General features: G+C 47.8%; 1 pseudogene. It reads left to right on the forward strand.

From position 1 onward, the window contains the following. Nucleotides 1-247 (forward strand): annotated as a pseudogene (locus tag CWB98_RS24310) (Bcr/CflA family drug resistance efflux transporter); the annotation flags it as partial.

Here is a 247-nt window from a genome sequence, read left to right on the forward strand (position 1 = left end):
AAATGCTGACCTATTTAAATGGTATTGTGTGTTTTATCCCAGCACTGGCCCCCATTTTAGGGGCCTGGCTCACCGTACAGTTTTCTTGGCAGAGCAATTTTGTATTTATGGCGCTATGGGCTGTGATTGGTATCACCGCCACCCTTATGCTGTATCACGAGACACGCCCTGCAGATAGTCACTATCAAGGGCACCTCCTCGACTTACGACGCTTTATGCCCATTATCCGCTCGCCCATTTTTACTTT

The sequence above is a fragment of the Pseudoalteromonas rubra genome, from assembly GCF_005887115.1.
GTDB classification, from domain to species: domain Bacteria; phylum Pseudomonadota; class Gammaproteobacteria; order Enterobacterales; family Alteromonadaceae; genus Pseudoalteromonas; species Pseudoalteromonas rubra_F.